The 25,432-nt window shown below is 66.7% G+C and carries 28 protein-coding genes, 1 tRNA gene and 1 other RNA gene; 15 read left to right on the top strand and 15 right to left on the bottom strand.

What is annotated here, in order from left to right; translation table 11 throughout:
- Positions 1-20: 20 nt before the first annotated feature.
- Positions 21-212 carry a hypothetical protein gene (locus O7632_RS31395; RefSeq protein WP_278119607.1) on the bottom strand — a complete coding sequence of 64 codons (192 nt, stop codon included), beginning with the start codon at positions 210-212 and terminating at the stop codon, positions 21-23.
- 95 nt (positions 213-307) lie between these two features.
- Here O7632_RS31395 and O7632_RS31390 point away from each other — a divergent pair, with 95 nt between their 5' ends.
- The 5 genes from O7632_RS31390 to O7632_RS31370 all read left to right on the top strand — a co-directional run bounded on the left by O7632_RS31390 (position 308) and on the right by O7632_RS31370 (position 2,503).
- Positions 308-550, top strand: a complete 243-nt coding sequence (locus O7632_RS31390) for a hypothetical protein (protein WP_278119606.1) — start codon at positions 308-310, stop codon at positions 548-550.
- Between the two features lie 181 nt (positions 551-731).
- Positions 732-980 carry a hypothetical protein gene (locus O7632_RS31385; RefSeq protein ID WP_278120553.1) on the top strand — a complete coding sequence of 83 codons (249 nt, stop codon included), beginning with the start codon at positions 732-734 and terminating at the stop codon, positions 978-980.
- 15 nt (positions 981-995) lie between these two features.
- Positions 996-1,235: a hypothetical protein gene (locus tag O7632_RS31380; RefSeq protein WP_278119604.1), complete on the top strand. Its 240-nt coding sequence runs from the start codon at positions 996-998 to the stop codon at positions 1,233-1,235.
- A 179-nt stretch (positions 1,236-1,414) separates the two neighbouring features.
- Positions 1,415-1,741: a hypothetical protein gene (locus O7632_RS31375; RefSeq protein ID WP_278119602.1), complete on the top strand. Its 327-nt coding sequence runs from the start codon at positions 1,415-1,417 to the stop codon at positions 1,739-1,741.
- A gap of 321 nt (positions 1,742-2,062) precedes the next feature.
- Positions 2,063-2,503 (top strand): NUDIX domain-containing protein, encoded by a 441-nt coding sequence (locus O7632_RS31370; RefSeq protein ID WP_278119600.1) that lies wholly within the window; start codon positions 2,063-2,065, stop codon positions 2,501-2,503.
- Here O7632_RS31370 and O7632_RS31365 read toward each other — a convergent pair.
- The 11 genes from O7632_RS31365 to O7632_RS31315 all read right to left on the bottom strand — a co-directional run bounded on the left by O7632_RS31365 (position 2,466) and on the right by O7632_RS31315 (position 12,489).
- Positions 2,466-3,086 carry a histidine phosphatase family protein gene (locus O7632_RS31365; protein WP_278119598.1) on the bottom strand — a complete coding sequence of 207 codons (621 nt, stop codon included), beginning with the start codon at positions 3,084-3,086 and terminating at the stop codon, positions 2,466-2,468. The genes O7632_RS31370 and O7632_RS31365 overlap by 38 nt on opposite strands.
- On the bottom strand, positions 3,083-3,829 hold the full coding sequence (locus tag O7632_RS31360) for an SDR family oxidoreductase (RefSeq protein ID WP_278119597.1): 747 nt from the start codon (positions 3,827-3,829) through the stop codon (positions 3,083-3,085). Before O7632_RS31360 ends, O7632_RS31365 begins: the two co-directional genes overlap by 4 nt.
- The gene (locus O7632_RS31355; protein ID WP_278119595.1) at positions 3,826-4,959 is read right to left on the bottom strand and encodes a hypothetical protein; all 1,134 of its coding nucleotides are present in this window, start codon (positions 4,957-4,959) and stop codon (positions 3,826-3,828) included. The genes O7632_RS31360 and O7632_RS31355 overlap by 4 nt, the downstream gene beginning before the upstream one ends.
- The gene (locus O7632_RS31350; protein WP_278119594.1) at positions 4,956-5,825 is read right to left on the bottom strand and encodes a glycosyltransferase family 9 protein; all 870 of its coding nucleotides are present in this window, start codon (positions 5,823-5,825) and stop codon (positions 4,956-4,958) included. The genes O7632_RS31355 and O7632_RS31350 overlap by 4 nt, the downstream gene beginning before the upstream one ends.
- A gap of 203 nt (positions 5,826-6,028) precedes the next feature.
- Positions 6,029-6,583, bottom strand: coding sequence for a phosphoribosyltransferase (locus O7632_RS31345; protein ID WP_278119592.1), 555 nt, complete (start codon positions 6,581-6,583; stop codon positions 6,029-6,031).
- Complete coding sequence (locus O7632_RS31340; RefSeq protein WP_278119590.1) at positions 6,580-8,493, bottom strand: hypothetical protein; 1,914 nt, start codon at positions 8,491-8,493, stop codon at positions 6,580-6,582. Before O7632_RS31340 ends, O7632_RS31345 begins: the two co-directional genes overlap by 4 nt.
- Positions 8,490-9,062 (bottom strand): DUF4254 domain-containing protein, encoded by a 573-nt coding sequence (locus O7632_RS31335; protein WP_278119588.1) that lies wholly within the window; start codon positions 9,060-9,062, stop codon positions 8,490-8,492. The genes O7632_RS31340 and O7632_RS31335 overlap by 4 nt, the downstream gene beginning before the upstream one ends.
- 244 nt (positions 9,063-9,306) lie before the next feature.
- On the bottom strand, positions 9,307-9,969 hold the full coding sequence (locus O7632_RS31330) for a GNAT family N-acetyltransferase (protein ID WP_278119586.1): 663 nt from the start codon (positions 9,967-9,969) through the stop codon (positions 9,307-9,309).
- Positions 9,966-11,492: an APC family permease gene (locus O7632_RS31325; RefSeq protein WP_278119585.1), complete on the bottom strand. Its 1,527-nt coding sequence runs from the start codon at positions 11,490-11,492 to the stop codon at positions 9,966-9,968. Before O7632_RS31325 ends, O7632_RS31330 begins: the two co-directional genes overlap by 4 nt.
- A gap of 49 nt (positions 11,493-11,541) precedes the next feature.
- On the bottom strand, positions 11,542-12,171 hold the full coding sequence (locus tag O7632_RS31320; protein WP_278119582.1) for a GPP34 family phosphoprotein: 630 nt from the start codon (positions 12,169-12,171) through the stop codon (positions 11,542-11,544).
- A gap of 87 nt (positions 12,172-12,258) precedes the next feature.
- The gene (locus tag O7632_RS31315; protein ID WP_278119580.1) at positions 12,259-12,489 is read right to left on the bottom strand and encodes a hypothetical protein; all 231 of its coding nucleotides are present in this window, start codon (positions 12,487-12,489) and stop codon (positions 12,259-12,261) included.
- A gap of 440 nt (positions 12,490-12,929) precedes the next feature.
- On the opposite strand from O7632_RS31315, the gene O7632_RS31310 reads away from it, so the two are divergent.
- The 4 genes from O7632_RS31310 (at position 12,930) to O7632_RS31295 (ending at position 17,628) form a co-directional block, all read left to right on the top strand.
- Positions 12,930-13,753 (top strand): IS5 family transposase gene (locus O7632_RS31310; RefSeq protein ID WP_278119771.1). Its coding sequence is split into 2 segments (ribosomal slippage): positions 12,930-13,269 and positions 13,269-13,753, totalling 825 coding nucleotides; the frame shifts between segments, so codons are not numbered across the junction.
- Between the two features lie 149 nt (positions 13,754-13,902).
- Positions 13,903-15,273 carry a helix-turn-helix transcriptional regulator gene (locus O7632_RS31305; RefSeq protein WP_278119578.1) on the top strand — a complete coding sequence of 457 codons (1,371 nt, stop codon included), beginning with the start codon at positions 13,903-13,905 and terminating at the stop codon, positions 15,271-15,273.
- Positions 15,270-16,187 (top strand): aminoglycoside phosphotransferase family protein, encoded by a 918-nt coding sequence (locus tag O7632_RS31300; RefSeq protein ID WP_278119576.1) that lies wholly within the window; start codon positions 15,270-15,272, stop codon positions 16,185-16,187. The genes O7632_RS31305 and O7632_RS31300 overlap by 4 nt, the downstream gene beginning before the upstream one ends.
- Before the next feature lie 187 nt (positions 16,188-16,374).
- Positions 16,375-17,628, top strand: coding sequence for a hypothetical protein (locus O7632_RS31295; protein WP_278119575.1), 1,254 nt, complete (start codon positions 16,375-16,377; stop codon positions 17,626-17,628).
- On the opposite strand, the gene O7632_RS31290 is transcribed toward O7632_RS31295, so the two are convergent.
- Positions 17,609-17,923 carry a PH domain-containing protein gene (locus O7632_RS31290; RefSeq protein ID WP_278110294.1) on the bottom strand — a complete coding sequence of 105 codons (315 nt, stop codon included), beginning with the start codon at positions 17,921-17,923 and terminating at the stop codon, positions 17,609-17,611. The two genes, O7632_RS31295 and O7632_RS31290, sit on opposite strands and share 20 nt — an antisense overlap.
- Before the next feature lie 107 nt (positions 17,924-18,030).
- On the opposite strand from O7632_RS31290, the gene O7632_RS31285 reads away from it, so the two are divergent.
- Entirely contained in the window at positions 18,031-19,227 is a 1,197-nt protein-coding gene (locus O7632_RS31285; protein WP_278110295.1) for an IS630 family transposase, read from the top strand.
- Positions 19,228-19,383: 156 nt separating this feature from the next.
- Positions 19,384-19,989 (top strand): hypothetical protein, encoded by a 606-nt coding sequence (locus O7632_RS31280; protein WP_278119573.1) that lies wholly within the window; start codon positions 19,384-19,386, stop codon positions 19,987-19,989.
- A gap of 144 nt (positions 19,990-20,133) precedes the next feature.
- Here the strand turns inward: O7632_RS31280 and O7632_RS31275 are convergent, their stop codons facing one another.
- Positions 20,134-20,934 (bottom strand): DUF2637 domain-containing protein, encoded by an 801-nt coding sequence (locus O7632_RS31275; RefSeq protein WP_278119571.1) that lies wholly within the window; start codon positions 20,932-20,934, stop codon positions 20,134-20,136.
- Between the two features lie 507 nt (positions 20,935-21,441).
- Between O7632_RS31275 and O7632_RS31270 the strand changes: the two genes are divergently transcribed.
- On the top strand, positions 21,442-21,876 hold the full coding sequence (locus O7632_RS31270; protein WP_278119569.1) for a hypothetical protein: 435 nt from the start codon (positions 21,442-21,444) through the stop codon (positions 21,874-21,876).
- Between the two features lie 101 nt (positions 21,877-21,977).
- On the opposite strand, the gene O7632_RS31265 is transcribed toward O7632_RS31270, so the two are convergent.
- Positions 21,978-22,062: transfer RNA gene (locus O7632_RS31265), tRNA-Ser, on the bottom strand.
- A gap of 87 nt (positions 22,063-22,149) precedes the next feature.
- Here O7632_RS31265 and ffs point away from each other — a divergent pair.
- From ffs to O7632_RS31250, 3 genes are all read left to right on the top strand, one after another.
- Positions 22,150-22,240, top strand: an RNA gene (gene ffs / locus O7632_RS31260) — signal recognition particle sRNA small type.
- A gap of 269 nt (positions 22,241-22,509) precedes the next feature.
- Positions 22,510-24,954 carry a DNA polymerase III subunit gamma and tau gene (locus O7632_RS31255; protein WP_278119568.1) on the top strand — a complete coding sequence of 815 codons (2,445 nt, stop codon included), beginning with the start codon at positions 22,510-22,512 and terminating at the stop codon, positions 24,952-24,954.
- 166 nt (positions 24,955-25,120) lie between these two features.
- A complete protein-coding gene (locus O7632_RS31250; RefSeq protein WP_278120551.1) occupies positions 25,121-25,429 on the top strand; it encodes a YbaB/EbfC family nucleoid-associated protein in 309 nt (102 codons plus the stop codon).
- Positions 25,430-25,432: the final 3 nt, after the last annotated feature.

The following is a 25,432-nucleotide window of genomic DNA, read 5'->3' as shown; positions in this document are numbered from 1 at the left end:
ACCAGGTACGTCGGGGAGCGCTAGAGCGCTTCCTCTTGAAACGGCCGGTTCTGCTTGATCCAGGCGACGACCTCTTCGCGTGCCCAGATCCGGCCGACGGTGAGCGTATCGAGCGGTTTCGGGAAGCCCGGCCGGTTGACGATGGTCTGGGTGCGTTGACGGCTGATGCCACCCATGAGCGCTTGGATCTCGCTCAAAGCCACCAGTCTCATGGAGCGAACGCTACGGTGTCAGGGTTAGCAACAGTAGCAAGTTGCGCCCGTTGCTGCCGTTGACAGATTTGATGATCCTGGGTCAACCTTGAGGCGTGATGTCGATGGATGAGGACTGCTGGGCCGAGTCGGAGCCGAGTGCAGGCGAGACCGGCGACGCCGACGTGACCCGGGAGTGTGCGACCGACGAGGCGGGCGACATGGTGCTCACGCTGCGGTGGAGCTTCGAGGACTTGAAGGCTGAGCACGGTGAGGCGGGTGCGCGGCGGATTCTCGCCGAGATCCTGGCCCGGTGGGAGGCCAACGGTGGTGAGCCGGTGTCGCTCGACGATCCGTGACCGCCCGGAACCCTCGTCCTATCTGAGAGGAGTACATCGATGTGGAGTATCGGGGCGTTGTGTGGGGCGGCGTTGCTTGGCTTCTGCGCCGGGCTGTGGTCGTTCAAGGTGAAGTCGCGCTGGTGTCCGGCGTGCGGGCGGACAACGTACCCGTTGGCGGATCGGCGTGGTGGGTAGCCGGCTGCTGCACACGCCGGAGCCGAAGCCGGGCGATGTCCTGGTGGTCGGCCGGGCGGCCAGTGTCCAGTTCGCCGGTGAGCGTCGGCTGACGTTCCGGGTGATTTCGGTGGATCCCAAGCCGACGTACGAGGGCTGGGTCTGGTTGACGGGGTATGTGATCGACAGTTCCGGGGACGCCGCCGAGCGGCGGGAGATATTCGTCCGCCGTCGTGGGCTGTATCGGCTGCCCCGGCGCGACAAACGACTGTGAAGAGGAGCGAGAACAATGATCGTCGAGATGGTTCGTGAACTGGTGTTGCGGTGGCGGGAGTGGCGCGACGGGCGGTCGGCGGCGTCGAAGCGGCTGGCCCGGCTCGACCAGGAGCGGTCAGCCGCACGGCATCGGCGGTTGGACGGCAACCGTGGGCATCGCTGGTCGTCGCAGCCGACGACACTCGTACCGACCCTGCGTCCGCTGCTGACGTACGGCCAACTGCTCGGCTATCGCGTACCGGCGGGATTGTGATCTGACCCGCCGGCCGGGACGGACGCCGGCCGGCCGGGGCGGCGGCAGACCGCGACCCACGACGATCGTGGCGTCCGGCGTGCAACCTCCCAGCGCTGACCGGTGTGGGGAACAGGTGGAAAGGGACCGGCAACCGCCGGTCCGACCGCCAAGGAGGTCACGTTGTCGAAAAGCCTGTCGTGTTCGCGCTGCTGGGGGTAGCGGTCGCGCTGGCCTTCGCGGTGCCGGCGATCGCCGCGATGTCCTCCGACGAGCCACCGAGCGAGCCCACACCATCCGACACGGCCCCGGCCCCGGCCCCGCCGCTGGCGTCTCCGGTGCCGAAGGAGGATGTGCCGGGGGACCGTCTATGGTGGAAGCGGGCCTCGGACTTCTGGCATCTGGTGCTCCATTACGACCGAGGCGACCACTCCTGTGACCACCTGTTCTTCTCCGGTGAGACGTTCCTGCACTGGTGGACGGCAAACCAGGTTCAGGTTCGCGACGCCTTCGCGGCACAACCGTGACCGCTGGCAGAGCCTCACGCGCACGTACCTGCGGCGTCATGTCGGCGGGCCGGTCGACGATCTGTCCCGTGGACCTGTCCGTCAGGGCTCGGCCCGTTGTGGTCGCGACCACCTGAGCTCGCCGCCAGCCACTGCGACTCGACGCTCACGGGTAACCAGCAGCCCCGGGAGGGCCGACACCCGTGTTGCGTGCGCTTGTCGACCGGAACCGGCTTCGGACTGTTCGGTGACGTCCGGAGAGCGCGTCCGAAGGCAGTTTGTGCGCGGGCGTCGCCCGGTGTAACTTTAGTTCGCCTGTGGTGGTTTGCGATTGGGGTCGGGATGCGTGAGATCGTGCGTAGGTCTGTGCGGGCGATCCTTCTTGATGAGCACGACCAAGTGGTTCTGATCAAGCGAATTAAACCTGGTCAGGAGCCCTATTGGACTGCACCCGGCGGTGGCCTCGAGTCAACAGATTCCTCGCTAGAAACTGCGTTGCGCCGCGAGCTGCGCGAAGAATTGGGCGCTGAAGCAGAACAGTTCAGCCAGGTGTTCCTGTTCAGTTCACCTGCAGGTGAGGGCGTGTCAGTTCAGCACTTTTTCTCGTGTCGCCTGACGCGGTTGGACGAAAATCAGCGCAGCGGGCCAGAGTTTTCTGATCAATCCCGTGGCGGTTATCTGCTTGACCGGGTGCCCGTCGATCGGATCCCTGACGTTGATCTGAAACCGGCTGCGCTCAAGGACTTCATCGTTTCAAATGCGGAGGCCTTGATTTCTGCGTGATGCTGTGTGGTCGCCAGACCTGTGCCGGATCAAGCGGAAAGGCACACGCTTGTCGGAAGACATCGGCAGGGCTGTGGAGGCCGGTGCTGATCGCTGCAACAGCACCGATCAGCACCCGGTGAGACACAATCAACGTGACTCCAGTGGCCGCGAATCGTTGGTGGGCGGATGATGCGTGCGTCGCGCGGTCGCGGAAGGCTGTCAGGCTTTCGCCGCCGGGTAGCGCCGAGTCTGGGTCGTTCAGTCGGGTCGTTCGCCACCTTCGGTACTCAGGCGGGTAGTCGTCGGGGGTGATGCCGAGGACGCAGTCGGGGGCGCGCCATTCGGCATAGATCGGATCCGGTGGGGCCAGTGGTGCACCGAGCAGTTCGGCAAGGATCGCGGCGCTTCCAGCCGCTCGGGGGTGTGGGCTGGTCAGCACGATGGCTGGCTGGATTCCCTTGGCTTGCAGGTGGCGTGCGGTGGCGGCGATCTGGGTGACGCCGTGCGGAGCGAGTGGGGTGTCTGGGCGGGCGTGAGCGGTGGGCCGGAGTGCTCCATCGAGGCTGGTGCCGTGGCGTATCCAGAGAACCGCGTATGTCACGACAGGTCCCACCCGCCGTCGACATTCACTGCTTGACCGGTGATGAATCCCGCAGCGGGCGATACCAGGAACGCGACGGCTGCGGCGATGTCCGAAGGCTGGCCACGACGTTTGATGCACTGGCGATCGAGCTGTCGTCTGACCATAGCGGCGTGGTCGGGAACCACGGTGCGCTCGGCAGGAACCTCGATCGAGCCGGGCCGTACGGTGTTGATGGTGATGTTGTGTGGACCGAGTTCTCGGGCGAGGGCGCGGACGAGTCCTTCCAGTCCGCTCTTCGCGGCGATGTAGCCGGCGAGGTCTACGCGGCCGATCTGGGTCAGCACCGATGAGATGGCGACGACGCGTCCGTATCCGTTGGCGATCATTCCGGGCGTTGCGGCGTGGATAGCGGCGGCGTGGGTGACAAGGTTGAGTTCGAGCTGGCCGCGAAGCGTACTCGGGTCCGTCCGATGCCAGGGGATGCGTGGGTATGCTCCGGCGTTGCTGATGAGGGCTACCGTCCGTGCGGCGCGGACCTCGATTGCTGCGCGCAGGGCGCCCTGCGTGTTGGGGAGGGTCAGGTCCCCGGTGATGGTGTCGATCTGCGCTCCGTGACGGCGGGCGGCGTCGGCGGCAGCCGCGAGGTCGCTGTCGTCGTGCTGATGGGTAAGTACGAGGTCGAAGTCGGCGGCGAGGCGGGTCGCGATAGCGGCTCCGATGCCGCCTCCGGCACCGGTGACGATGGCGATTGGGCGATTCATGCGACGGTCTCCGCTGACGGCTGGTCGGGAAGGCCGAGTAGATGTTCCAGGTTGGTGTCTCGCGAGTAGAGCTCGGCGAGCAAACCCAGCGACAGCGCTGCGTCGCGGGGTTCGAGGCGATGTACGGGGTAGACGGCGAGAATGCGCATGGCGAGGTAGGGACGTAACCAGGTGAGCAGGTCAGTGCCTGTACTGGCGGCGAGCGGCCTGGCGATTTGCGTGAGGTACCGGGCGATCGCCGTTCGCCGGGGTGCTGAGGGTCGGTGCCGGTAGTCGATCGCGACGCTTCGGGGGGAGAGTCTCTTGAGTCGCACCCGGGGTTCGGCGGCGTCCGTGAGTGACTTTCTGTGATCAGCGAAGGCTTCCGGGTTGTAGCGCGGGACAAGCCAGGCTCCGTGTAGCCGCTGGTACCAGAGGAAGCAGGCGACCTCGCCCGGTAGCGCGTTGAGTCCGCCGGTGTCGTAGTCGAACCAGACGGGTCGGTCCGAGGTGTCGAGGCCGATGTTGAAATCGGTGGGGTCGCCTTGGGTGATTGCCGCCCATACGGGTCCACCTGCGTCTAAATCTGCGCGGAGCCCGGCGAGGATGGCGTAGAAGTCCAGCCGTTGGGGTTGGCCGTTGACCACGAGGGTTGTCTCGCGTAGGTCCGTGCATCGGATGCCATCGTTGACACCGAGCTTGAACAGGATCGGGTTGTCGCCGTAGTACTGATCGAGTCTGCCGCCGGGCCGGGTCCGGTCGCGGTAGAGCTTGCTGATCGTGTCGGAGGCGGGAGTTCGTTGGATCGTCGCGCCGATGGTCAGGTTGTAGTGCTGGAAGATCGCGTCGAGGCGGTGGTGGAGGCGGGATGCCTCGCCGGCGTCGTAGGCGGTGAGGGCGTCAAGAAGCAGTCCGGTGTCAGGCAGGTCCGGTTGGTGGCGTTGATACAGGCTGACGGTCCATCGACCGATCCTGCGATGTGCATGCAGGTGCGGCAACCGGTAGTGGTCGCGGATCCGCTGATAGCCCGTGGCTTCGGCTGCTGCCTCTGCGACGTTCGGATTGATCTTGACGAAGAGCCGGCGTCCACCGATGTCGAGGTGCAGCGTACGGTTCGCGGTGAACCGCCGGTAGCGGCCTATGCGGATCATTGAGGCCACCAGCCAGCGCATTGGCCCGCGAAGTCAGCTATCACGTCGGCGGGCAGAGCGCGTAGGTTGCTCGCGGCGGACCAGATTGTGTCGTCGTAGCCGTCACGTACGGGGCAGGCGTCGGCGATCGACATCAGGTGGGAGAAGGGGGTAGCGACCGCGTGATGGGCTGACGAGCCGGTGATCCACTTGGCGTGGCCGTGTCGTCCGTAGAGGCCGACGACCTGTGGCCCGCTGCCGTCCGGTCGCGACGTGAGGGCGGCGAGGTGGGTCAAGCCGGTGTCGTTGCCGACGACGAGTTCGGCGGTGGCGAACAGGTCGATACAGTCCGCTGCCGGTAGGCCGGGCACAACCCTGATGTGTGTGGAGGGAGCCGGCGGCGGTTGACCCGGCGGTGCGACGAGGGTGAACCGCCAGGTGCCGGGGTGGCGGGCGACCAGGAGTTGGGCGATAGCGCTGAAGTTGTCGATTCCGTAGTCCTTACGATCCGGACGGCTGGTCGTGGAGACGAACACCACGTGGAGAGGCTCCGGTACGGGTACCGCCGAACGGAACCGTGGGCACGGGTCGGCCTCAGCAGGCAGCCGTACGCCGAGGGTTTGTTCGATGTCGAGGTAGTAGCGCATCGGCAGCGCCGCGTGGACCTGGACGACGTCTGCATCGACGAGGTCGAGCAGCGTCGGAGGGGTCTCCGGTATGGCGCTGAAGGCAGGGGCGCTGCCGCTGATGGTGGTGCCCAGTTGATGGCCGCTTCCGGGCGTGGTGGTGACCGGCAGGGTGCAGCGCGAGATCAACTCTGCTCGGGCGCCGCGGTACTCCAGACGGGTGAACTGCTCGCGGGTGGCGTCGTGGAGAGCTTGCGCCATGCCGAGGCCGAGCAGCAGGTCACCCAGGCCTCGTGAGCCAAAGTCGACGCGCCAGCCGTTTTGGCGTACCGCGTCGCTCGCTGGCTGTGGGGCCGGATGCTGCCCTCTGGCCCGGCGGTACGGGAGGAGCCGACCGAGCGGAGCCTGTTCGCGTGGTACGAGTGTCGGACCGCCGTTCTGGAGGATCGGTCCGACGCCGACGCCTATAGGGTGGTCAACGCGCATAGCGGGACCTCGTTGCGTTCGAGGAGGTGTCGCCCGCCTCCGGTCGTGTCCTCGACGAGGCAGAGTGCGCCGACGATGTCAGCTCCGGCGTCACGGAGAGCGCCGACGAGATTGGTCAGGGTGAGTCCGGTCGTGATCTCGTCGTCGACTATGAGGACCCGCTGGCCCTGGAAGTCGCCGTAGGCGAACACTTCCAGCCGTCGAGCGTGTGGCTCGTGGAAGACGAGCTTGTCGGGCAGGTCGAGGTTGACTTTCCAGGCCAGGCGGTACTGGCTTCGGCTGGCCCAGGCGAGCCCGATCGTCGGAACGATGCCGCCTGCGTCCAGTCCGAGCAGGAGGTCATGCGGCTGGTAGGCGGGGTGCTCCTGCCAGAGTTGCCACAGGCTGTGGCCGGCGGCCAGGACCTGATCCGCCGACACCTCGGTTCGGATCCCGTCGAGCCCGTGCACGACGCGGAGCGGGCGGGTGGTGTCTCCGACACCCAGCCGAGTGATGCGATCGGCGTTGAGGACCTCGTCGTAGGTGGTGGTCATCGCGCGTCTGGATCCTTCCGAGTGCAGGGCGTTGGGCGGATGGTCAGCTGGTGGCCAATCGTGTCGTGGTAGCGCAGGATGTCGGCGGCGGCGTCACGGACGCGGTGGGCGAAGGTTTCGTCCTGGCGCCAACTTCGGTTGCTGACGCCGGTCAGGGTCGGGAGGTCGATCGCGGCGGTCGGGTGGTTGGCGACGAAGGCGCGCCGGACGTCGTCGCTGGAGTCGGCGTCGACCCCGTCCGCCCGCAGGATGGTCTTCATGATCAAGACGATGTGCTTGTAGACGGCGCGGACGTCGAAGGCGGGCTTGGCTGCCAGCCGGCGGAGCACCATGACGACAAGCGGTAAATCGGCGCGGGCCGCGCGATCGTCGACGTCCGGGGCCGGAGCGTTGACCGCGAGACCGTCACGGCGGTAGAGCAGGCCGCTGCCGTCGCGTGCGATCTGGCGTAGGGCGTGCACCAGCCGTGGTGGCAGTTGGCCGGTGCGGACCTCGTGTGTCGTGAACGCGGACAAAGCGATCTTTTCGCCGGCTGGACCGTGATCGGGTACAGACCGGTTTCTGAGCCAGTCCAGCGGCAGCGTGTCACGAACGACGAGCAGGTCGATGTCGCTCCACCCTTGCTGCCAGCCGTTGTAGGCGAGGCTGCCCGTCACGGCTACCAGAGCTGTCTGGGAATCAACCAGATCGGCGGTGCAGTCCGCGAGGACCGGCTGCAGAGACGCCGGTACTACCGCGTCTGGCTGCGGCGGAACCAGGACCTCCGAGTGTCGACTCACCACCTCCGTCACAGCCCGCTTCAAGGCAGCAAGACTGCCACGGTTGTCGATCACCGTGTCCGCGATCGACACGATGTCATCCGCGCCACGGCTCTGTTTGATGGTGTCGCGCTCCCGCACCGACGCGTCCGGTTCGCTGGTACGCCGCATCCGGATCTCACTCGGCGCGTCGAGGTATACGACCTCGCAACGATCGCCCCAGATCCGCCGCAGATGCGCCGTAGAGTCAAAGCGATGGGCGCTCTCCACGCTGACACGGCGAGATCCGGGATTCTGCGCGGCGAAGCGCAGGATCTCCTCCGAGAGTATCTGCGCTTGGGTGGTCTCGTCCCATACCTGGTACGGGTCGTCCACTCTGAACCGCTCGGCGGCGAGTTGAAGAAGGTAACCGATCTTCAGCCGGGTCACCGCGTGCTCGGTGCGGAGTAGTTCGCCGACGGTGCTTTTGCCGCTCTCGGACATGCCTGCGAGGATCCAGAGCCGCTCAACCTCGTCGCGCGGAAGAAGGGTAACCGGTACGTCAAGTTGTGCCAGCTGTTCGCGGATATGACGTTGAACATCAAGTAGCGGCCGGTGGCCACGCACGATGACCGCTTGGTAGTCTCCGCGGCCGACCTGGATTTCGATGACTTCGGCCAATCGTTGCTGGTACTCGGCGTATCTGTCGGTGGCGGGAGCTCGTTCTCGGGCGAGAGCATGCCTAGCCTCTGCGGCTGGCTGGTCGGCGTGACGCAGCAGGAGATGCAGTTCCCGTCGGCGCGAAACGGCGTAACCGCCCGCGATGGCCTCCACCCCCGCCAGGGCGTCGGCGGCGGGCATCCCGTCCTTGACCGCTGCGGTTGCGGCGCACGTCGCTATGAGCATTGGCCAGCCTCGGTCCTCCAGCGCCAGTGGCCCTCCGCCCTGGGCCCGCGCGAGGTGGGAACTGAACACGAGGTCTACGTGTTCGGCCGTGGTGCTGTCGATGAACCACCATTGGCCGAAGTCGCCCTGTGACACGAGGGCCCAGCGCTGGTCCCATCTGTCGATCGTCCCGGTGAAGCGCACGCCCGGTATCGCAGATGCCAGCCAGCGTGCGTTGGTGGTCTTGCCGACGTTGTCTGCCCCATTGAGGGTCACGGCGATGTTCATCGGCGCTCCCGGTAGCTCTTGAGTGAACGCCAATTCGGGAGCCGTCGCCTTCCTTCGTGCACGTCGAGGACGAGGTTGTCGTAGGCGGCAGCGAGTTCGGTCAGTTGCCGGAGAGCCGGCGATGGAGCAACCACGAGGCTTTCCCGCCGGTCATTGCTGTCCAGACGTTTCCAACGCACCCAGGCGATAGCCAGTCGATCAATGACGGAGCCAACGGTCTCGGTGTGTAGCGGTACCTCCTCGCCGACGTGTACAACACCCTCGACCCACGAATCGATCTGGCCGATCAGGTTCACGCGGAGTCCGTTGAGGACGTCGATCGTCCTCTTCGCCGCAGCCACGACGTGATCGTCTGCGGCTGCGTCACGGGAGACCATCTCCGCAGCCCACTGGTCGCCATGGTGAACGACCATCTGGGTTGCAGCGCCTAGGGGAACCGCCAGGGCCGGATGCACGTCGGCAGGCCGGCCTCGGAATACATCGAGAATCAGACTCGATGTGGGCAATGCCAAGCAAGGTTCTGGGTTGGTCGACGGGACCGGCGGGCTTGCCGTGGTGTGGATGGACATGGACGCGGGACCTCCAAGGCCGGTCATCTCTTTCGGTTCGCAGCTGCCCACTCCGCCTGCGTGCACGGGTGAGGTACCCACCGGTGCCAGAAGGTGAGGCACCCGGCACAGGATCCGTCACCAAGGGCAACATGGGTGGCGCAGATCCGCTCTACCTGATCAGCGAAGCGCTCGTGGGCGTCTACGGAGAGCCTCGATCCGCTCTCCTCGGCGGGTCCAGACGACATGGTGGTGGCGGCAGGATTCATGTGGCTCCCTGGACGCTGGAATGCCCCGGGCCAGGAAGTTGGGTCGGATGTCGGCTGGCGTTCGTGGCCGACGATTCGGCCGGTCGCCACATCGGGTAGAAGGCGCTTCCGTCAGGTAGGTGGAACTGGTCCCGCTGCTGGTACCCGTGCCGCGCGTAGAGGTCGCGGCTGCCGCTGCTGCTGGCCTCCAAATAGGCGGGTAGTCCGATGTGGTCGAGCTGGGCATGGTGGTGGTTGAGCAGGGCTGTACCACGGCCGGCGCACTGCTTGTTCGGCGAGACGGCGAGGAACGCCAGGTGATGGTGGGGTTCCGTGGGGTGGTGGGCGTCGAAGAGCTTGTCGAGGAGTTGGAATCTGTCGGTGTACGGATGGCAGGCGTCGGCGAGCCGGCGTTCGTAGTCGACCGGAGGCGGCACGGTTCGGGTTCGGTTAAACCAGACGGCGACCGCGCTGCGGTCGTGCATGAGGTCGACTTCGCCGAAGAAGAGCGCGTGTTCCACGAGGATGCGGAAGTTCGCTGCCAGGACTTCGCGCCGTCGCTCAGGGTCGGGTACGAGCCAGGCGACCTGGTCAAGTGGCTGGAATGCCTCGGCGATGAGTTCGGCGATCGGTCCGGCGTCTCGGTAGGTGGGCTTGCTGATTGATGAGGGCTTGGTCATCGCCAGGTCTCCCGACCAACGCGGGTGTAGTCGTCCGCTTGGGTGAGAGGGCTGGTGGCTGTGGTGCTTCGGGCACCGAGCCCGATCGCGGCGTACACGTCGGGCCGGGCTCGTTGCAGGATCAGCCCCCAAGCGGCGCCAAGGACTGCGGCGACCACGTAGCCGATGGGGACCGCAATGGCGAGGGGATGATTGCCTGGCACTCCCAGGAGGGCAGCGAAGTTGGCCACGGCCAGGCAGACGACGATTCCCAGGGCGATGGCGGCGGAGGCTGGCGCGACCAGGCGACGCCATGCCGTCTCACCGTGGGGGTGCTGGTTGAAGAAGGCGATGACGGCGACGCTGGTGGCGGTGATGAGGAACAGGATGCCGAGCCCGCCCGAGGTTCCGGCCCAGAAGAAGAGCTGGATGAGCGGGTCCCAACCGGCGATCGCGAAGGTGACGATCACGGTCAGGCCGATGCCACTCTGCCAGAGGGAGGCAGCGCGGGGCGCGCCGCTGCGCCGGGATGCGCGGCCGAGCGTTGCGGGCAGGACTCGTTCGCGGCCGAGAGCGAACATGTAGCGGGCGGTGGTGTTGTGGAAGGCGATCATCGCCGCCAGGATGCTGGTCACGAAGAGGGCGTGGCCGATGTCGACCATCGTCCGGCCGAGGTTCGCGGCGGCGAGGTTGAAAATGACCTCGGTTCCTTCGTTCCTGGAAACCTCCACGATCCGTCCGGGCCCGGTAGCGACGGTCATCGCCCAGGCCGACAGGGCGTAGAGGCCGGCGATGAGCGCGACGGACAGGTAGGTGGCGGTCCGGACGGTGCGATGCGGGTCCCGGGACTCTTCGGAGAACACGACGGCGGCTTCGAAGCCGACGAAACCGAGCACTGCCAGGACGAGTACCGCGCCGATGCCGGGGCCGAACAGGTTGCCGGGAGCGAGGGTGTCCAGGGCAATTCGGCCGTCGGCAGGGCTTGCGAGACTACTCAGGCTGTAGATCGCGATGATGGCGACTTCGGCCAGGAGGAGTACGGCGAGGACCTTGCCGTTGACGTCGATTCGCCGCAGACCGAGGCCAGCGGTGATCGCCCATGCGATGAGAGCGATGCACCACCACGGGGGCGTGACGCCGAACCATTGGTGCAGTAGCGGTTGGGCTGCCGCGCCGATGGCACCGTAGAGGCCGACCTGGAGTGCGTTGTAGGCGAGCAGCGCGACCCAGGCGGCACCGACTCCGGCCGGCCGGCCGATGCCTTGGGCGATGTAGGAGTAGAAAGCTCCGGCGTTGGCGGTGTGGCGGGCCATGGTCACGTAGCCGACTGAGAAGAGCCCGAGCAGAAGCCCCACGAGCACGAAGGCGAGTGGGATACCGGTGAGGCCGGTCGTCGCGTATCCGGTGGTGATAACACCCGCGACGACGGTGAGCGGGGTAGCGGCGGACATGACGAAGAAGACGACCGCCGCGACTCCGAGCCGGTCAGCCGCGAGGGTGGCCGTGACCGGGCTGGTGCGGGTAGGCGCGGGGGACAGGGGCATTGAGGGGGCCTCCGTAGTCAAGGGGGTGGGGAGTCCATGTCGTTCGGGTTCAGGTGCGGTACGACAGCACCGATTGCCCTATGGCGATGTGTGTGTATGTGAGGAGCTCATGCACGGGCGGTGGTGCGGTGGCGACCAGGTGCCGGAGGTAGTCGTGGCTGGCGGCCGGCGCTGTGCGCAGCAGACCTTCATCGAGGCCCGTCGTGGCGACCAGGCCGGCGAGGAAAGCGTCTGTCGTACTCATCTGGGCTCGATCCCGCAGGTAGATCGACAGCCGCGCGGTGGGCCAGTGCGCTACGTTCCAGTCGACCGGTACCCAGCGGACCTCGTCCGACCTCAGCAGCCGGCGGCTGGTCTCACGGCGAAGGTGACCGGCACGCCACAGTCGCTGAGCGACGAGCTGGGCCGCATCGTGAGCGAGGAAGTCGAGCCAGATCCCGATCGTGCCGTGCTGGGGCTGAGCGATGATCTGCTCCAACACGGTGTGTTCGAGGACATCATCCGGGGGAGTTTTGTCGACCACCCACAGGCGTCCGTCGCGAACATTGATCCTCCCGATCCACAGCAACTCGCCCAGGAGTGCTGCTGCCAGGCCGAGCCCTGCCGCACGTTCGTTCAGGCGCGGTTTCCCGGTCACGTCGTGGTGCGCCAGCCTCCAGAAGTCGTCAGCGAGTTGCATGAGACTTCATCTCCCCGAAACACAGCAGGATCATCGATATTGGACAGACCGAGCGTGGTCGTGGCTGGCTCATCGTGGTCGTGCCTGTCAGCCGGCCAGCACGAACGACAGGTCGTCGACCGTCCCGGCCACGACGATCGCTCCGAATGCCCGGTGGGCCAGGTCGGAATTCTTCATCGCCGACGTTTCGGCAAGCGGCGCACCGATCTGCTGCTGGGCAGCGTTGTAGACCAGGCACTCGACGGTCGTGGCGTCTATGGCGGACAGGCGGCACCCACACACGCTGCGGTACGCACGCGAGCCGTTGACCAGAAGCACTGGATCACAGGGTCGTCCGCAGACGCAGCGCAGCAGACCCCACAGCGGGTAGGCGTCGGCCAGATCGGCGGGGAACGCCGAAAGCCGAGTCTGCTGCCGGCCTTCCCCCTTGCCCTCTCCGGACCGGTCGCGGCCGACGGGGAACGGCCGCGACCGGCGGTCAAGGACGCGGTCCGGAGTTCCGAATGGTGCGAGACAGGGGGCCGGATCGGCGCGGCTGCCTGGTTCCGCACGGAACACCCTCACCGTGCCGGCAGTGGAGACCATCTTCCCTCCCCCATCCGATGCTCCGACCCGCCAACGCAGCAGGCCGCCACCTCCGTGGCGGCACCGTGCGCCGCTACGGGTACAGCATCACCGACAGCTACTGATCGTGTAAGACCGTGTGTCGTTTGGGGTTGTTGAAGTTCAAGGTCATTCGTTGACGTGGTGTGGATGACGTGGAGAAGTACTGCCCCGACGCGTTGTGGCACCTCGCGCGGCCGTTGCTGCCGCCGCACCCGGAAAGGCACCAGGGCGGCGGCCGGCGGCGGACCGATGACCGGGCGATGCTCGCGGCGATCCTGTACGTACTGGAGTCCGGCTGCTCGTGGCGCAAGCTGCCCGCCTCGTTCCCGGTCCACTGGCGCACCGCGCACCGCCGGTTCGCCGAATGGGTCGAGGCCGGGGTGATGACCGCCCTGCACCGGGCGACGCTCGATGTCCTCGGCGCGGCCGGGCGGATCGACTGGTCGAGGGTGAGTGTCGACAGCATGCACGTACGCGCGGTGAAAAGGGGGACCTGACCGGGCCCAGCCCGGTGGACCGGGGCAAGCCCGGCTCCAAGATCCACGCCATGAGCGACCGGGGCGGGTTGCCGCTGCACGTGGGCGTCTCCGCCGCGAACCTCAACGACCACCGGATGCTCGAGGACATGGTCGACGGCGTCACACCAGTGCGTCAACCGGTCGGCCGGCCGCGTCGACGACCGGCCAAACTCCACGGCGACAAGGGCTACGACTACCCCGAATGCCGCGACCTGCTGCGCGCACGCGGCATCGTCGCACGGATCGCGCGCAAGGGCGTCGAGTCGTCGAAGCGGCTGGGCCGGCACCGCTACGTCATCGAACGCTGCCTCGAGTGGATGACCCGGTTCCGACGGCTGGTCCGCCGCTACGACCGCAAGGCTTCCCACTACCTCGGATTCCTCCACCTGGCATGCGCTCTGATCTGCTACCGCCGCGCCGACCGACTCAACCTGTTGACCAGCAACAACCCCTACTGACACACGGTCTAAGCGCCGTCACTAATAGGTTTGGATGTACGGCTCGGTGACTAGTTGCGCTAGTCCCCTTGACCTGTCGAGGATTCCGCACCCCGGTCAGGCCAGCTAGCCTGCCCAAAAGGGCCCAGACGAAGGCGGGGGTCGTCAGCGTGAACCTGGACCAGCACCCGGCGGACCGGATCGCTCCTGCGACGTGGGAGCAGCGCGACATGCGACGCGCCCTGGCCGCACGCGACCTGAAGACGGTGTACGAACGACTCCAGCGAGTCGGCGTCTCCCAGCGTCAGATCGCCCGGCTCACCGGTCAGAGCGCGTCCGAGATCTACGAAGTCCTCCGAGGCCGCCGCGTCATGGCGCACGACCTACTGATCCGGATCGCGGATGGACTCGGCGTGCCACGTGGCTACATGGGACTTGCCTACGACGAGTCGACAGAAGCCGCCCTCGACCTGGCCACAGCAACCTTCTCCTCGCGGGAAAGCGAGCGGGACCAAGTCCGCGCACTCCTATCCCACGCGGCCAACATCACCATGGGGACCTCCGTCAGCGAGGTCGCCCGATGGTGGCAACCAGTCGACAGGGAAGTCGCTCCGGCGCCATCGCGCATCGGCCTATGCGACGTGGAACACGTCCGAGCGCTGACTGCCGCGATGCGCGCACTCGACTACCGACACGGTGGCGGGGCCTGCCGTGACGCGGTAGCAGCGCAGGTCCGCTGGGTACAACAGCTGTTAGAAGCCACCTGCTCTCAGGAAACCCGGACCCGCCTGCTGCTCGCGCTCGCAGACCTTCACAACCTGGCCGGATGGACATCCTTCGACGTCGGGATGTACTCCACAGCCCGCAGGCACTTCGCTCGCGCCCTCGAACAAGCCAAAGCAGTGAACGACCTGTCCCTCGCCGCCAACATCCTCTACCGGATGGGCCGACTCCACCTTCACCGCGGAATGCACCGCGACGCGCTACGCTTCTTCCAACTCGGCCAGATCACCGCCCAGGACTCTGGCTGCGGACTTACCGTCTCCATGTTATGCGCCAACGAAGCCTGGGCGTACGCTCTCGTCGGCGACCGCAAGCAGATGGATCGATCAATAGGGCGTGCCAAAGACGAGTTCATCCGCGCCGACCACGGGACCGCGCAGGCATGGGTGCGCTTCTTCGGTGAGGCGGACTTGTACGCTTCGATCGGAGTGGCGATGGCGTCCTTGACTGACGCCAACGACGCCGACGTGTCCGACGCAATCAGATTTCTGAACCAAGCACTCGACCACCGTGGAGCTGACATGACCCGAAGTCGGATCTTCGAAGCAACCGCCCTTGCCGTCGCACACCTGCGCGGAGGAGACGACAAGGCCGGAAAGCGGGCGGCCCGTGACGCCGTAGCATCGGCGGCGACTGTACGATCCATTCGCACACTTGACAGGCTGCAACCCCTGCAGGAGATCGCAACAAGATATCCCGCCGACTCCGACATCCAGGCCATTGCGAACGACATCAAGACGCTAAGAATTGCGACATGAGGAAAATCAGAGAAGCGTCGCCTCCTGGCACCAGTGAGGCGGCGGGCTGGCACTGGTCGATATTCGCCGATGTCTGCGCACTTGCCGGTTTGAACCCGGCAGGGGCCAGGCTCATAAAGTTCACGAACAACGCTGTCTTCGAGTTGGCCAACGAACCTGTCGTCGTACGAATACCGGGATCAAAAGCGGTCCAGGATCGAGTCGAGAAGGTTATTGCGGTCGCACGATGGCTCGCTGAGCATGAGATGCCGTCGGTTCGACTGCTGAATGATATTGACCAGCCGGTGAGGGCGGGAGATCGCAAAGCGACTCTCTGGCAGCGAGTGTCCGGTGAAGGCTCCACCCCAACCGGCCGTGACCTTGGTCGAATACTACGCCGCTACCACTCGCTTCCCGGTCCTCGATTCAGCCTTCCTCAATGGCGGCCCATGGCTGCAATTAGACAACGGATCCTGGAGGCCGATCGCCTGTCGTCGACCGATCGCACTTTCCTCGAACAATGCTGCGATGATATGGAGGAGCGGCTCGACGCCCTGGAGTTCTTCCTTCCATCTGGACCGATTCACGGAGACAGCTTCCTCGGCAACCTTATCCCTAGCCCGCGTGGTCCTGTAATATGCGACTTCGACTCCGCCGCATCTGGCCCTCGGGAGTGGGACCTGACGCCAGTCGCTGTCGGAAAACTTCGGTTCAACTACACCCCTGACGCACATCGAGATGTAGTCGAATCCTACGGTGTAGATGTGCTCGGTTGGCCAGGGTTTGTGGTGATGCGCAAGCTCCGCGAACTTCAACTCGTAACCAGCGTCCTGCCGGTGTTGGACAGCAACCCCGGCCTTGTGGACCAATGGAGCCACCGTTTTGCAACGTTCCGTGTGGGCGACATGGCGGCAGTCTGGAGCCCTTACAGGTAGCAGCACTGGCCACTCTCGTTGATAGGCTCCTCCTGCCTGTCGCCCGCGCCTCAAGCGGACGAAGACAACTCACGCCAATGGCTCGAAGGGTTCCACCGGAAGGTAGGCGGCCATCTTGTGGTCCATTAGGTTGGAGCCTGCCACGCGCCATGGTGAAAGGCTTGGTCGACCCTTGTAACATCCGGCCATGAGTCTCCGACGCGCAGCTGATGCGCTACGTAAGGTACGCGACCGATTGCAGCCTGCGTTGGGAGATGCTGGTCGACCGCATGTTGCCACGTACGACGAGGTCGTTGTCTACTTCACGTTTGCGTTTGGGTCGGTGCCTGTGTCTCCACACATCGTCGCCGAGCGGTTGCTCGCGGCCGAGATTGCGGAGACGGTCACGTCGCCGGTCGACGGTGAGGTGCGGATGGCACCCCGGTACAGGGATCTCGTTCGGGTGATCCGTGACGCTCAAGGGATCGCCGATGCCGGTCGCGCGATCGCCGACGGGCGGTTGGCGGGATGGGCACGCAAGCACCCCCTATTGGCGACCAAGATCGTAACATCGGCGCTAAGCCGGAAAGTGGGAAGGCTTAGTAGACGGCTCGTCGGAGGCAACGGCGAGGAGGAATCTGGCAGCGACGATGATCTCGAAGCCAGGATGCTCGGTGTTATCGATGACGTCAACTCTTCCGTGTCGCACCGTCAGGCGCTGAATGCTATCCAGCATGCCCGAGAGCGGGAGATGTACCAAGCTGCCTACCTCGAATCGGAGCCGTACCTACGCTTAACTCTGCGCAACGTAAACTTCGGGCTTTTAGGGGTGCCGGATCGGGATGAGATAGCCCAGGGGCAGCGAGGCGACGTGCTGCTATTAGTGCATCGGTCTGGCGTGTTTCAGTTGACGGTAGCGGTCCGCATGCCACAAGGAGTAGACACTGACCAGCTGATTCCGCAGACACTGGCTGCGGGCGTCAAGCTCGGCTGGACCGAAGTGGCCGAGCCTGTATTAAAGGCCGCTTCCCGGAGAGGAGGATACGATCCACGGCGATGGCCTGGTGAATGGCTAGAGGGGATTGAAGAGGGAACTCGCTGGCGACGCATCGCCCATGCAGATCCGGCATCGCTTGTAGATCTATTTCGCCTCTATCAGGATGCGATCGGGGAGGCTTCGGGAATCGATCCGGGCATCGAATGGTTTTGTCACGCGGTAGTGTGTGTCGACCGGCTGGGGTGCTGCGGAAATGAGGCCTCGTGGACTCGCTGCCATCGAGACGAGCTGGGTGGGATATTGATGCGCTATGAAGGATATCGTGAACTCCGTGAGTCGGCGAGACGCAAGTTGCCGTCGGACAGCTCGATCCGGGGCCAAGACTCAGTGGTTCAGGTCGTAAGTCCTTCGGGGGTTGACGGTCCGGACCTGGCGCGGTTGGTGATCAAGAGGTCCTGGGGCTGAGCTTGAGGTCGCAGACCAGGTCGAAGGCTTCCTCGGTGGTGCCGGTGAACCAGACCTGGTTCTCGTAGTCGTTCGTGCTGGCGGTGTGGATGGCGGTACCCCACCGGTGGGCGGAACCGCCGTAACGCAGTCGCATCAGGGGGAGCCGTTCACCGTCGGTCAGCTCGACGGTGACGTAGGCGAACTGGCCGTGGTACCGCACGTGCACGCCCGCCACCTGTGGCCAGTTCCGGCGGGCGTGCCCGCTCAGCCGCTGGATCAAGGACGCCTTGGTCGACGCGGGGATCGTGGGCATGGCCTCATCCTCCCCGTTCGCGGCGTGTCACGTGCCGCTGTCGAGCCGTCATCCGGCAAGGATCGTGATCCGCCACGGGGGCCGTCGATCGACCGTGGAGTCCTCCAGTGCCCGCCTGCCACGCCCGCCAGATCACCGTGTCCGCCGCCGACCGGCACCGGCTCGAAACCCTGGCCCGCTCACATGCCGCCGGCTACCAGCAGGTCATCCGCGCCCGGATCGTCCGCGACGCCGCCCGTGGCCACTCCAACGCGGCGATCGCCCGCCGGCATCAGGTCACCGTCGACACGGTACGACGCTGGCGCGGTCGGTACGCCGACGAGGGCATGGCCGGGCTGACAGACCGACCCCGCAGCGGACGACCGCCCCGTCTCACCCCGGTCCAGATCGCCGAGGTCAAAGCCCTGGCCTGTCAACTACCGGCCGAGACCGGCACACCGCTGTCGAAGTGGAACTGCCCCGACCTCGCCAGAGAGGTCGCCGCCCGGGGAATCGCCGAGACGATCTCACCGGCCACGATCCGCAGAATCCTGGCCGCCGACACGATCAAACCCTGGCGACACCAGTCGTGGATCTTCATCCGGGACCCGGACTTCGCCACCCGCGCCACCCGCGTCCTGAACCTCTACCAGCGCGTCTTCGACGGTCGGCCACTGGGCGACGACGAGTACGTCATCAGCGCCGACGAGAAGACCTCCATCCAGGCCCGCTGCCGCTGCCACCCCACACTGCCCCCCGGCACCGGCCGCGCCATGCGGGTCAACCACGAGTACGACCGCGGCGGCGCCCTCGCCTACCTCGCCGCCTACGACGTGCACCGCGCCCACGTCATCGGACTCTGCCACGACACCACCGGCATCACCCCGTTCACCGACCTCGTCGACGAGGTCATGACCCGGGAACCGTACGCCTCCGCCCGCCGCGTGTTCTGGATCGTCGACAACGGCTCCTCCCACCGGGGCCAGACCGCGATCGACCGCCTGCGCAGGCGCTACCCCAACGCCGTCATGATCCACACCCCGGTCCACGCCTCCTGGCTCAACCAAATCGAGATCTACTTCTCCATCGTGCAACGCAAAGTCGTCACCCCCAACGACTTCACCAGCCTCGACCAGGTGCAATACCGCCTCGCCGCCTTCGAACAGCGCTACAACGCGACCGCCCGGCCCTTCAGATGGAAGTTCACCCCGACCGACCTCACCGACCTACTGGCCCGGATCGAACGACACGAACGGAAAGACCCACACCCCGAGCAACACGCCGACTGCCAACACCAGCCCGCCGCACACGCCCAGGCCGCGTAACCCCGAAGGACTTACGACCTGAACCACTCAGTCTGGCATGCCTATGCGTCCACTACGCGGATCTCCTGGAATCGGGAACGAAAGAGGTTCGACGATCATCTTTGGACACTCTTGCTTGTCGAAAATTTCCTTTTGCAGCACTGGCAACTGCGAGCCGTGAGCGCCTCACTGGAAGCGGCCGTCAACAGTCCGACGGCTGCAGTCGCGCGAGATCTTCAACGAAGGATCATCTTTGAATTGCAGGAGTTCTATCGATCTGCGCTTGCATACGGAGATGCTCAGGACGTAGTCAGGGACCTCCTGGCGCGGTCGGGTGCCGAACGCATGCGAGCGTTACTAGGAGAGCGCCTAGACCAACTTGGTTCGATTGTTGCAGCCGAACGGGCAGAGCGGGCGGCCGCTCGATCGACGGCTGTGGCTGCAGCAGCTTTCGCTGCAGCAATTGCGTTCGGGCTACCCGCCATCGATCAGACCGTGAAGCTGATCGACGCCGTGCCCGACGGTGGCGTCGCGGGATTGCTTGCGTCTCCACTGCAAACCGTGACGCAGTTTGGTGCAGCAACTTCCCTTGCTGGCTATATCGGTGTCCTTGTGGTGCTCCTAGTGGTGCTCGTACTGTACGCGCTACCCAAACGCCGATATCGGCAGAAGAAAGTCAGGGTAGCCGGCCTGGATTGGCCGAACGGGACCATTCGGGTAGTTCGGCGGGAGCAGCGAGATGACGACGAACCTGGCGATCTTTCAGACCTGAATCCGACGTAGATCCGTCAGGAGGGCGACAACAGGTCGCCGAATCATGCGACTATGTGATTCGATGCGACTCTCCACCGCTTGGCATGCCTGCCGATGTGTGGCTTTGCTGCAAGCACAGCGGTGGTGGCGGCTCCTTGATGGACTGCAAGCCTGTCATCGTTGGGTCCGTTCTCCCGCCCCAGCAGGCGAGGTGACGGAGACTTCCTGCTCGGCTCTGATGATCCGCAGTAGCAGCGATGCGCGTTCGTTGGACACCCCGTGCCCGTCGTCGCGCATCGCCTCGGCCAGTTTGTCCCGCGACACCGCACGGCCCTTGATCGTTAACGCCGTGTAGGCGGCCCGTGCGTCCGGAAGTAGGTGGGCGACGGCGCGTGAGTCGGTCGGGACAAGGTTGGGGGCCAAGTCCTCCGACTGTCCTGCGGTCAGTTTCGCGGACTCATGTATCTCGCCGCTCGGGGGCACGTCGGAGAGAGCGGCAGGCTTGTCCGGTGTCGGCACCGACGGCGGTCTGGTGTCCGAGGAGACTGGTGGGACCGTCCCCGGCGCGGCGGGACGGCCGGCGGACGTCCGCTGATCGTCCGGGACGGTCCGCTGATCCTTCTCGCCGTGGTCGATCATGCTGAACAGCAGCTTCACTGCGATGAGCATCGACAGCGCGGGCCAGCCGGCCAGGATCTTGCCGATCACGCTTTCACCGCCGACCGCGATGTTCGCGGCCAGGCTCGCGGCGGTGCCGACCACCAAGGCGATCCACGGCAACCATCCCGTCCGCCGTCCCGCGCGACGCTGCACCACCATGTACAGAGCGGCGACGATCTCCAGCCCGTCGACGCTGATCGGGAACGCGAACGCCTTCCATCCGTGCTGGTCGTGCTCGGTCGCCAGCTCGTGCATGTGCGCGAACGAGATCGTTCCCGCGACGACGGCCAGCCCCGCGACACACACCACGGTCACGGCCGTCAGGATTCGATCCGTACGGCTCCTCACCACGACCACCCACTTTCGGCCTCGGCTTCGGTCGTGAGCAGCCGCAGCGCGGACAACAACGGCGACGCGTTCCTCACCGTCATCGCGATGTCGCTGTCACCGTGCTGGATGTGGAGATAGGTCTCGCAGGGCCACGGGGCGAGAGCCTGCGTCAGATACGCCTCCCCGGCCTGCGGCGCGAGGGCTATCGCTGTGGTCAGATCGAGACGGACCGGTGCCGACCGGTGCCGCCCTGCGGCACCGGGGCGGTAGCCCTTGCCGGACAGCGCAGCCGCATCAGCTGTGCATCGGGTGCGGTCGCACCAGGCAGGATGCCGCTGGTCAGGACCGGTTTCGGTAGATCCCAGATTCTTCTGGCTTCTTACGCTCACTGACTACCGTGAAGAGCCAATGCGCCCGTGGCCTGCAACGGATGCGCGAACTTCTGCCCGACGACGTGGCGATAGGGGGGCGAGACCGGTGAACGAGTCCGACTTGACTTCGGCGTTTGCCGAGATCAGGGCGACCGGCGCGCCACCGCACCAGCTGACCCCGTACGCCATGATCGCGGCCGGCCGGCGGGCACGCCGTCGCCGTCGGATCGCCGCGACGGCCGGCAGCGGGCTGGCCGTACTCGTGGTCGTGACGTTGGGCATCGGTGTGGTCAGCGCGTCGTCATCCAGCCAGCAGCCGGCTCCGATCGATCCAGGCCACTCGTCACCCATCGTCTCGCCGGAGCCGCCACCCGTCCCGAGCCCGACTCCGAGCCCGGCACCCACGCCCACACCCGCGCTGGACACTCCGCCGATCGAGGGCTCCGCGCCGCCCGTGGCGCCCCCCGTGCCAGCCTCCGCATCGCCTGAAGTGGTGATCGAGGCGTCGCCGTCGGCTGACCCGCAGGCCCAGGTGGAACCAGCTGGGACAGGCTGATCCTGGGGCGGACGCCCCGACGAAGCGCACCTGTGAACGCGACGAATCAGGGCCGGTCCCCGGTGGGGCCGGCCCTGTCGTCGTGGCTGCTCTGCAGAGAGCGGAGGATACGAGATTCGAACTCGTGAGGGTGTGAACCCAACACGCTTTCCAAGCGTGCGCCCTAGGCCTCTAGGCGAATCCTCCGTCCGACAGGATACAGGCCACGATCGCTACAGCCACAGCGGGCCGGGGCCGCCGGCAAGCCCGGACAGGCCGGGGTAGAGTGAGGCCAACCCCTCGTGCGGCGTGCATCTCGTGAACCTCCCCAGGGCCGGAAGGCAGCAAGGATAAGCGAGCTCTGGCGGGTGCACGGGGGGCCCTTTCGTCTCCGAGCCGAGCCGAGCCGACCGTACGGCCTGATCCGGCCTGATCCCGGCCAAGTAGCCTGCGGCCTGACCGGGTTCGGCCTGGAAATCGTCGGTCCGGCGTGACAGCCTGGCAGACGGCCCGGCACCAAGCATCCCGGCCGCCGGGACCCGGCACCAGGACCGCCGGCTCAGCCGCCGGCCCGGTCCGGGGTGGCGGCGACCCTACCGTCCGCGCAAAATGGCCCCCGGCGCAGAATCGCTCGGTCGAAAGGAGGCGGGGAGAGTGGCCCTGGCGCTCTACCGCAAGTACCGGCCGAGGACGTTCGCGGAGGTCATCGGCCAGGAACACGTCACCGAGCCGCTGTCGCAGGCGCTGCGCACCGGTCGGCTCAACCACGCGTACCTCTTCTCCGGGCCGCGGGGATGCGGCAAGACCTCCAGCGCCCGGATCCTGGCCCGCTCCCTCAACTGCGAGCAAGGCCCCACGCCCGAGCCGTGCGGCAAGTGTGACTCCTGCCGTGCCCTAGCCGCCGACGGCACCGGGTCGATCGACGTCATCGAGATCGACGCGGCCAGCCACGGCGGTGTCGACGACGCCCGCGAACTGCGCGAACGAGCCTTCTTCGCCCCGGCCAGCAGCCGATTCAAGATCTACGTCATCGACGAGGCGCACATGGTCTCGTCGGCCGGCTTCAACGCCCTGCTCAAGCTGGTCGAGGAGCCACCCGAGTATGTCAAGTTCATCTTCGCCACCACCGAGCCGGAAAAGGTCCTCGGCACCATCAAGTCCAGGACCCACCACTACCCGTTCCGGCTGATCCCACCGGGCATTCTGCGGCCGTACCTGGAGCAGCTCTGCTCCGCCGAAGGCGTCAAGGTCGACCCGGCGGTCTTCCCGCTGGTCGTCCGGGCCGGCGGCGGCAGCGCCCGGGACAGCCTGTCGGTGCTCGACCAGCTGATCGCCGGGGCCGGCCAGGAAGGGGTCAGCTATCAGCGTGCCGTCGCGCTGCTCGGAGTCACCGACAGCGCGCTGCTCGACGAGATGTGTGACGCGCTCGCCGCCGGTGACGGTGCCGCCGCGTACGCCACCATCGACCGGGTCGCCGACGCCGGCCACGACTCGCGGCGGTTCGCCTCCGACCTCCTCGAACGGCTGCGGGACCTGATCGTGCTGCAGCAGGTGCCCGACGCCGTGACCAAGGGCCTGATCGACGGCCCGACCGACCAGATCGAGCGGATGTCCGCCCAGGCCGAACGGCTCGGCCCGGCCACCCTGTCGCGCTGCGCCGACATCGTGCACAACGGGCTGGTGGAGATGCGCGGCACCACCGCCCCCCGGCTGCTGTTGGAGCTGGTCTGCGCCCGGATGCTGCTGCCCGGCGCGGAGGACTCGACCGGCGCGTTGCTGCAACGCCTGGAGCGGATGGAACGCCGGCTCGCCGCCGGTGTGGCCGTCGCGCCGGCGCCGTCGGGCCCGCCCGCCCCGCCGCCGGCTGCGGCACCGATTGCTGCCGCGCCGGCTGCGCCGATGTCAGCGCCTATCCCGCCGGCCGCGCCGATGTCAGCGTCGCCGGTGTCTCCCGCGCCGTCGTCCGAGCCGGCACCCCAGCCTGTACGGCGACCCGTGCCGGCCGAAGCGGTCATGCCGGACCCGGCCACCCCGGATCCGGCTCCGGACCCGGTCCCGGCCGCGTCGGGAACCATCGACGCCGCCGGCGTACGGCGTGTCTGGGACGACGTCCTCGGCATGGTCAGCCACAAGAGCAAACGGGCCGCCGCCGTGGTCCGCGAAGCGACCGTACGCGATGTCGACGGCGACGTACTGGTGCTGACCTTCCGGCACAGTGTGCACGCCACGATGCTGTCCGCCTCGCCTGATTTGCTGCTGGAGGCGATCTACGAGGTCCTCGGCGTACGGTGGCAGATCCGCTGCGAGGTCGCCGGCGGCCCGGCCGGCCCGGCGCGGGGCGGACCGCCGCGTTCCGGTCCGGCTCAGCCGCCGCCGGCCCCGTCAGCCTCGCCGGCATCGACCGGTGGAGCCGGCTCCCACGTCGCCGGCCAGCCGAGATCGAACGGCGGCCCGGTCGGGCAGCCGGGGGCGAGCCGAGCCGGTGCCCGTCGACCGGCCAGCGACGACGACGGATCGGACTGGCCTGAGCCGGCCCGTCCCGGCGGCGGATCGTCGAGTGGAGCCGGTGGACCTGCAGCCGCGAACGACACGAGCAACGGCAACCGCGCCAGCACCGGTACCAGCAACCACACCAGCACCGGCACCGGCGGTCTCACCGGTGCCGGTCGACCGTCCGCACCGGTCGGCAGCGGCCTGGCCGCCGCCCGCGCTGCAGCGGCTGGTCGCGCCGGTACGGCGACTCGGGCCGGTACGGCGGTCGCGACGCCGGGTGCGGCGGGACGCGGTCCGGCCGGCGCGGCGCGGCCCGGTGCCGACGGCGGCCGGTCGGCGGCCGGCACCTGGTCGGACGGGTCGCCGGCCGAGGAGCCACCGTACGATCCGGACTACGACGGCCCGGTCCGCCCCGGTGCCGGGTCCGGTGCCGCCGCCGCGTCGCCGCCACAGACGGCGGCGTACGAGGGTTTCGACCCCGGTGACGAGCCACTGGACGAGGTGGTGGACGAGCGGACCGCTCGGCAGACCAGCGAGGAGCAGGCGGTGCAGTTGCTCCGGCAGGCCCTCGGCGCGGAGAAGATCGGCGAGACGGACGCCCGGTGACCGGCGGCGGTCGACCGGTCGACCCGGGGCGGACCGTACCGGCGTCGGGACGGTCGCAACGGCTAGGCTGGGCGGCGGTCCAGCAACCCTGACCGACCGAGTCGAGTCTGAGTCGAGCCAGCCTGATCGAAGGAGCGGTGCCGTGCGCCCCGGTGGACAGCCCAACCTGCAGCAGATGATGAAGCAGGCCCAAAAGATGCAGCAGCAGATGGCCACCGCCCAGGCTGAGCTCGCCGAGGCTGAGGTGACCGGGACCGCCGGTGGCGGGCTGGTCACCGTGACCTTGTCCGGTGCCGGTGAGATCAGGTCGGTGAAGATCGATCCCAAGGCGGTCGACCCGGACGACGTGGAGACGCTGGAGGACCTGGTGCTCGCGGCCGTACGCAGCGCCAACGACGAGGTTCGGAAGCTGACCGAGGAGAAGATGGGCCCGGTCACGGGTGGACTTGGCGGCCTCGGCCTGCCTGGTTTCTGAGCC

It is taken from the genome of Solwaraspora sp. WMMD406 (assembly GCF_029626025.1).
Classification (GTDB): domain Bacteria; phylum Actinomycetota; class Actinomycetes; order Mycobacteriales; family Micromonosporaceae; genus Micromonospora_E.
This window is presented reverse-complemented; position numbering and strand designations above follow the sequence as displayed.

Bases quoted from the DNA above. Each gene is read 5' to 3' on its own strand.
- O7632_RS31295 (WP_278119575.1), top strand. From the start codon at position 16,375: ATGAGTCTCCGACGCGCAGCTGATGCGCTACGTAAGGTACGCGACCGA.
- O7632_RS31340 (WP_278119590.1), bottom strand. From the start codon at position 8,493: ATGAACATCGCCGTGACCCTCAATGGGGCAGACAACGTCGGCAAGACC.
- O7632_RS31380 (WP_278119604.1), top strand. From the start codon at position 996: ATGATCGTCGAGATGGTTCGTGAACTGGTGTTGCGGTGGCGGGAGTGG.
- O7632_RS31370 (WP_278119600.1), top strand. From the start codon at position 2,063: ATGCGTGAGATCGTGCGTAGGTCTGTGCGGGCGATCCTTCTTGATGAG.
- O7632_RS31325 (WP_278119585.1), bottom strand. From the start codon at position 11,492: ATGCCCCTGTCCCCCGCGCCTACCCGCACCAGCCCGGTCACGGCCACC.
- O7632_RS31360 (WP_278119597.1), bottom strand. From the start codon at position 3,829: ATGAATCGCCCAATCGCCATCGTCACCGGTGCCGGAGGCGGCATCGGA.
- O7632_RS31290 (WP_278110294.1), bottom strand. From the start codon at position 17,923: ATGCCCACGATCCCCGCGTCGACCAAGGCGTCCTTGATCCAGCGGCTG.
- O7632_RS31320 (WP_278119582.1), bottom strand. From the start codon at position 12,171: ATGCAACTCGCTGACGACTTCTGGAGGCTGGCGCACCACGACGTGACC.
- O7632_RS31345 (WP_278119592.1), bottom strand. From the start codon at position 6,583: ATGACCACCACCTACGACGAGGTCCTCAACGCCGATCGCATCACTCGG.
- O7632_RS31335 (WP_278119588.1), bottom strand. From the start codon at position 9,062: ATGTCCATCCACACCACGGCAAGCCCGCCGGTCCCGTCGACCAACCCA.
- O7632_RS31300 (WP_278119576.1), top strand. From the start codon at position 15,270: ATGAGGAAAATCAGAGAAGCGTCGCCTCCTGGCACCAGTGAGGCGGCG.
- O7632_RS31355 (WP_278119595.1), bottom strand. From the start codon at position 4,959: ATGATCCGCATAGGCCGCTACCGGCGGTTCACCGCGAACCGTACGCTG.
- O7632_RS31330 (WP_278119586.1), bottom strand. From the start codon at position 9,969: ATGACCAAGCCCTCATCAATCAGCAAGCCCACCTACCGAGACGCCGGA.
- O7632_RS31395 (WP_278119607.1), bottom strand. From the start codon at position 212: ATGAGACTGGTGGCTTTGAGCGAGATCCAAGCGCTCATGGGTGGCATC.
- O7632_RS31350 (WP_278119594.1), bottom strand. From the start codon at position 5,825: ATGGCGCAAGCTCTCCACGACGCCACCCGCGAGCAGTTCACCCGTCTG.